The sequence below is a fragment of the Paraburkholderia sediminicola genome, assembly GCF_046026855.1.
Taxonomy (GTDB): domain Bacteria; phylum Pseudomonadota; class Gammaproteobacteria; order Burkholderiales; family Burkholderiaceae; genus Paraburkholderia; species Paraburkholderia sediminicola_A.
The window spans coordinates 1-4723 of the sequence record NZ_JAQQET010000071.1 but is presented as its reverse complement, the minus strand read 5'-3'; the positions used below and the strand labels follow the sequence as shown (position 1 = coordinate 4723).

Here is a 4723-nt window from a genome sequence, read left to right as displayed (position 1 = left end):
CACCGTTTTGGCATGAGGCGAAAAAACTGCCAATGGCGACAGCGTAAGCCTGTATCAGTGGTCTTCTGCGAGCCGGCGGGAGTTTAGAATGACGGTCGCAACAGAACCACGTGCTCTGCTTCGGGGAACGTCGGCCCGCTTAAAAAATTCCGTTGATCGGGACAGGAGTAGTTGAATGGTGCGTTATCGACACTACAAAGGCGGCATTTACGAACTGGTTTGCGAGGCCACGCTGGAGTCCGATCCGACGGTCACGATGATCGTCTACAAAGCCAGCAATGGTACGATCTGGACGCGTCCGGCTTCGGTGTTTTTCGAGCTGGTCGAAGTTGACGGCGCCAAAGTGCCGCGCTTCGCACCGATCAATTAGGCGGGGGCGTTCAAGCGATCGCAAGCGTGATCGCGCCCAATGAACGGGTACTGCCAGGTCAATACAAACAGGAAATCTGAATGCGTCTATTGCTTGCCATCATTCTGCCGTGGTTTCAGTTCTTCACGATCGGCCGGCCGTTCGCCGGCATCATCTGCCTGCTCCTGCAGATCACGCTGATCGGCTGGATTCCGGCCGCGATCTGGTCGGTGTATGCGCTGAGCCAGTACACCACCGACAAGAAAATCGCCCGGGCAATGGGCAACGGCCGTTAAGGTTGAATGCGAGGTCGTGCGCCGGGCTGCGGCAACTCAAGCGCGTCCGGCGCTTTGATCACCACATCGGTTTCCGCGATCGCCACGCATGGCAGGATAAAGCCTTCAGCCTTTTCCTCCTTGCTCAAACCGGGCCACTCGATGGTGTAGGAAACAGAGCCGCTGATTAGGCGGCAAATGCACGTTCGGCACGTACCGTTGCGGCACGAGCGCGGCAGGCGCAGATTCGCAAAGCCGGCGGCTTCGAGAATCGTGAGCGAATCGGGCGCTTCGAAACTTTGGCCGAGCGGCTCGATGCGGACGAGAGGCGGGCGGGTGGAGTCGGACATCGTGTGAGCGGGTGACGGATTGCGCCATACTTTACACGCTGCGCAACGCGCTCACAGCACGGCGCCGAATGTCTGGGCCTCAGCGTTGGCTGGTTGATACGTTGTGGGTCAATGTGTTGTGCCCCCACGCCGCAGATACCGATACACCGTATTTCGCGCCAGCCCCAACTCGCGTGCCGCCGCCGACACATTCCCGTCGAGTCGCGCGAGCGTTTGCACGATCAGCGTGGCCTGCCAATCTTCCATCCGGGCGGGTGACCCATTCACCGTCGCGGCCGCTTTTTCGCAGCCGTCACCGCCATCGCCGTTGCCTGAAAGCGCCACGAGCGGTCGGACGTTTAGATCGGCTGGCGCATCCTCACAATCCTGCAGAAAGTCCTCCGGCAAATCCTCGAGTTCGATCTGCTCAGCACCTTCGGCCATGATGCTTGCAGTGCGCAGCACGTTAGCCAATTGCCGCAGATTGCCCGGCCATCGGCATTGCGCAAACCGTTCCAGCACCTCATCGGACACGCGGCGCGGCAAACGCTCGCCATCCGGCTGCAATTCCAGCATGCGCTCGACGAGCGCTGCCAGATCGCTACGCTCGCGCAGCGCCGGCAAGGTGACGACGAGGCCGTTGATCCGGTAATAGAGGTCGTCGCGGAAGGTGCCGGCTTCGATCATCGCGCGCAGATTGCGGTGGGTTGCGCAGACGATGCGCAGATCGACCGGAATCCCTCGCGTGCCACCGAGCGGCACGACCGTGCGTTCCTGCAGCACGCGCATCAGGCGCACTTGCTGGGCGAGCGGCATATCGCCGATTTCGTCGAGAAAAAGTGTACCGCCATCGGCCTGCACGATCTTGCCGACGCTGCCGCGTTTCCTGGCGCCAGTGAACGCGCCGTCTTCATAACCGAACAACTCTGCTTCGATCAGCGTGTCGGGCAACGATGCGCAATTCAGCGCGATGAAGGGCGCGGCCCGCCGCGGCGAGTCGTGATGGATCGCGCGGGCGAGCCACTCCTTGCCGGTGCCGGTTTTGCCGAGTACGAGAATGGGAATATCGCGTCCGCGCAGCTTGGCGACACGCCGCAAGATCGCAGAGACTTGCGCGTCGCCCGTATCGAGCGTTTCGAGTGTAGCGAGGGGTGCCACTTCGAAGGGCCGGGCCGCTGCACGCGTGCCGCTCGAAGTGGACGTACGCGCCGAATCAAAAAAGCCTTCTGCTGAAGACGCCGAAGCAACATAACGAGGCGCCGCAAACTCACCGCGTGCGACCACGCGCACGCCGCTGGGTAGCGTGAGCACGATGCTTTCGCCTGGCGCGCGGGCGATCTGCTGCAACACCCTGGCAAAGGCGATGCCGAACAGTGCGTCGAACGGTTGCCGGGCCAGATCGGCGAGCGGTTGCCCGAATTGAAACAGCGCGCTGCGATTCGCGGACAGAAAAGTGCCGTCCGGCGCAAAAGCGGCGAGCCCTTCGTACAGCGTGCCGATGAATTCTGCACGCGCGTGAAAGTGGATGCGAATAGCGTCGACGAATTGATTGGAGAACAGATGATTTTCGATCATCTGCGCCGACATCCGCACCAGCGCGAGCGTGTGCTTGTGGAAGCCGCGCGTGTCGCCGCTGACATCGAGTGCGCCAATGGTGCGCCCGAACGGATCCGCGATAGGCGCGCACGAACAGGTGAGGATCTGGTTCGCGTGCAGGAAATGCTCGCCGGCGTGCACGACGGTCGGCTGCCCGTCGATCAGAGCCGTGCCGATCGCGTTCGTGCCGCGATCCGCTTCGGCCCATGACACGCCCGGACACAACGCGACGCGATTGGCTTTTTCGACGAAATCGCTATCCCCGAGACTGTGGAGAATCACGCCGTGATTGTCTGTGAGCAGCACCATGCTTTGCGTGTCGACGATCTGCGCGTGCAACGTCTCCATGACAGGGAGCGCGTGGGTATAGAGCGACTGATTACGATCGACGAGCTCACGCAGCGCAAGGCGGCGCAGCGGATGAAAGTCCGGCGTTTCCGACGCACGCAGGCCGACTTCGAGCGAGCGGGCATGAGCTTGCGCGATGACATCTGGCCGACCGATGGTGGGCGGTGTGGCAGGACGATGGATCAAGGCATGTCTCCGGTTATCGGACCCGGCGGGTGCGTTGCCCGCCGTTACGTTCCGCAGCGCAACATATGCGTCTGCAGCCGAACACCGATATTACAGGACGAAACAGGACCCCGGCGAAAGCCGCGCGGCGGCGAAAAACAGCGTCGCCCTGAAGGGGCAGAGCGCCCAAAAATACCGCGTCGGGCACCAAAATCGAGCAAACAAAAAGGAAAACTTGCGCAGCGCCCGAACTCGTCTACAGTAAATCAAATCACCTCCGCGCGGCGCGAGCTGTACCGCCGTTGGCGTCGGCAGGTGACGACCCCGCGCCACCAGCATCCGACAAGGAGGAAGCAGCGCTGCGAGTGCGACCAGACTCAATCAGCGTGCGCAGTACCAATCGACCATGCGCAGCACCAAACCTTTAGGTGAACTCCCATGCAGATCCTATTCCCGAACGAAACTCCTGAATATTCAGGTCGCGAACTTACCTTGGCGTTCCCGGCGATGGTTGATGGGCTAAGGGTGGAGTGCATGATCACGGCCGAGGCGCTGGAAGATCACTTTGGCGCCGCATCGCCGCGTCTGGAGGACATGGTCGGCGCATTCGACGCGCACCGGACCCGGATCGAAGCGGCGACGAGACGTCTGCTATCGGAAACGAGGGCGCAATGCCTGGTGCTGAGGAGCGGCTACGTGCGTTTCTATGAGGCGAACTGGCGCAACTGAGCATACCCGCGCGGCTGAGCGAATCCGCGCGGCTGTAAGTAAGATGCTGCGAGCGCAAGCGTCAATGCCGCATGCGCCAAAGACTGGAAGTGGGTCAAATAGCTGGTTAAATCATCCGCCGCAGCGTCCGATCCTTGAACACCACGTGATGCGCAATCGCCGCAAGCGCGTGCAATCCGATTACCCAGTAAAACGCATTGCCAAGCCACTCATGCGCCGTCTTGAGCAAGGGCCGCGCAATCGGATCCGCGCCGATCAGGGTGTAATTGATGTCGACCCAGGCCAGCGTCACTGGATGCCCACCGGCATTGATCGTCAGGATGCCGAGCAGCGGCTGCGCGAAGATAAAAATGTACAGGGCGAGATGTGCGGCCCGCGCCAGAAACGCGAACAGCCGATTGCCCTCGATTTCCGCGGGCGCGCCGGCCCATAGCCGCCATACCAGGCGCAGAACCGACAGTCCCAGCACCAGGGTACCGGCCCAGAAGTGCACGCTGCTCCAGAAGGCCCGGCTGTCGGAACCTTTCGGTCCGCGTATTTCGATTGCCAGATAAGCGAGCGCGACCAGCAGAAAGATCGCCCAGTGGAAGAAGATGGCGGGCGTCGTATAACGGTCCGAGGCGCGGCTGTAGGGCGACATGCAGGGAACTCCTGTGACCAGTTCGTTGGTTTTTATCAATCATCGGATGATAAAGGGTGCCCGACCGGAACGGGCGCCTTCAATAAAACGATTGTTGATCCAGACCGAACCGTGGCCAAACATGGCGACGCTGCCGCAGTGCTTTCAGCCGGGCTGCGACGCGTGGCGTGACGCCGTGATGACGCATCGCCACGCCACGCTACGTTTTGTCCCGTGCTTTTTCGTCAGGCGCGGCCGTGCTTATTCGCTGCCGAGGTAGAAATACCGGAACAGGAAAATCGCCGCGATGATC

Annotated in this window: 6 protein-coding genes; 3 read left to right on the top strand and 3 right to left on the bottom strand. The window is 61.3% G+C overall.

Annotated features, from left to right (window positions below):
- Positions 1-175 precede the first annotated feature (175 nt).
- Positions 176-370 carry a DUF1653 domain-containing protein gene (locus PQR40_RS38730; protein ID WP_408226914.1) on the top strand — a complete coding sequence of 65 codons (195 nt, stop codon included), beginning with the start codon at positions 176-178 and terminating at the stop codon, positions 368-370.
- 80 nt (positions 371-450) lie between these two features.
- Positions 451-645, top strand: a complete 195-nt coding sequence (locus PQR40_RS38725) for a YqaE/Pmp3 family membrane protein (protein WP_144141605.1) — start codon at positions 451-453, stop codon at positions 643-645.
- On the opposite strand, the gene PQR40_RS38720 is transcribed toward PQR40_RS38725, so the two are convergent.
- Both PQR40_RS38720 and PQR40_RS38715 read right to left on the bottom strand, forming a co-directional pair.
- Positions 642-974, bottom strand: coding sequence for a 2Fe-2S iron-sulfur cluster-binding protein (locus tag PQR40_RS38720; RefSeq protein ID WP_408511257.1), 333 nt, complete (start codon positions 972-974; stop codon positions 642-644). The two genes, PQR40_RS38725 and PQR40_RS38720, sit on opposite strands and share 4 nt — an antisense overlap.
- Positions 975-1082: 108 nt before the next feature.
- Positions 1083-3083, bottom strand: coding sequence for a sigma-54-dependent Fis family transcriptional regulator (locus PQR40_RS38715; RefSeq protein ID WP_408511256.1), 2001 nt, complete (start codon positions 3081-3083; stop codon positions 1083-1085).
- 417 nt (positions 3084-3500) lie between these two features.
- Here PQR40_RS38715 and PQR40_RS38710 point away from each other — a divergent pair, with 417 nt between their 5' ends.
- Complete coding sequence (locus PQR40_RS38710) at positions 3501-3791, top strand: DUF1488 family protein (RefSeq protein WP_325046338.1); 291 nt, start codon at positions 3501-3503, stop codon at positions 3789-3791.
- Between the two features lie 106 nt (positions 3792-3897).
- Here the strand turns inward: PQR40_RS38710 and PQR40_RS38705 are convergent, their stop codons facing one another.
- Entirely contained in the window at positions 3898-4431 is a 534-nt protein-coding gene (locus PQR40_RS38705; protein ID WP_408511255.1) for a cytochrome b, read from the bottom strand.
- Positions 4432-4723: the final 292 nt, after the last annotated feature.

What these genes read in the sequence shown, in the direction of transcription:
- PQR40_RS38730 (WP_408226914.1), top strand. Translation starts at nt 176, where the DNA reads ATGGTGCGTTATCGACACTACAAAGGCGGCATTTACGAACTGGTTTGC.
- PQR40_RS38725 (WP_144141605.1), top strand. Translation starts at nt 451, where the DNA reads ATGCGTCTATTGCTTGCCATCATTCTGCCGTGGTTTCAGTTCTTCACG.
- PQR40_RS38720 (WP_408511257.1), bottom strand. Translation starts at nt 974, where the DNA reads ATGTCCGACTCCACCCGCCCGCCTCTCGTCCGCATCGAGCCGCTCGGC.
- PQR40_RS38710 (WP_325046338.1), top strand. Translation starts at nt 3,501, where the DNA reads ATGCAGATCCTATTCCCGAACGAAACTCCTGAATATTCAGGTCGCGAA.
- PQR40_RS38705 (WP_408511255.1), bottom strand. Translation starts at nt 4,431, where the DNA reads ATGTCGCCCTACAGCCGCGCCTCGGACCGTTATACGACGCCCGCCATC.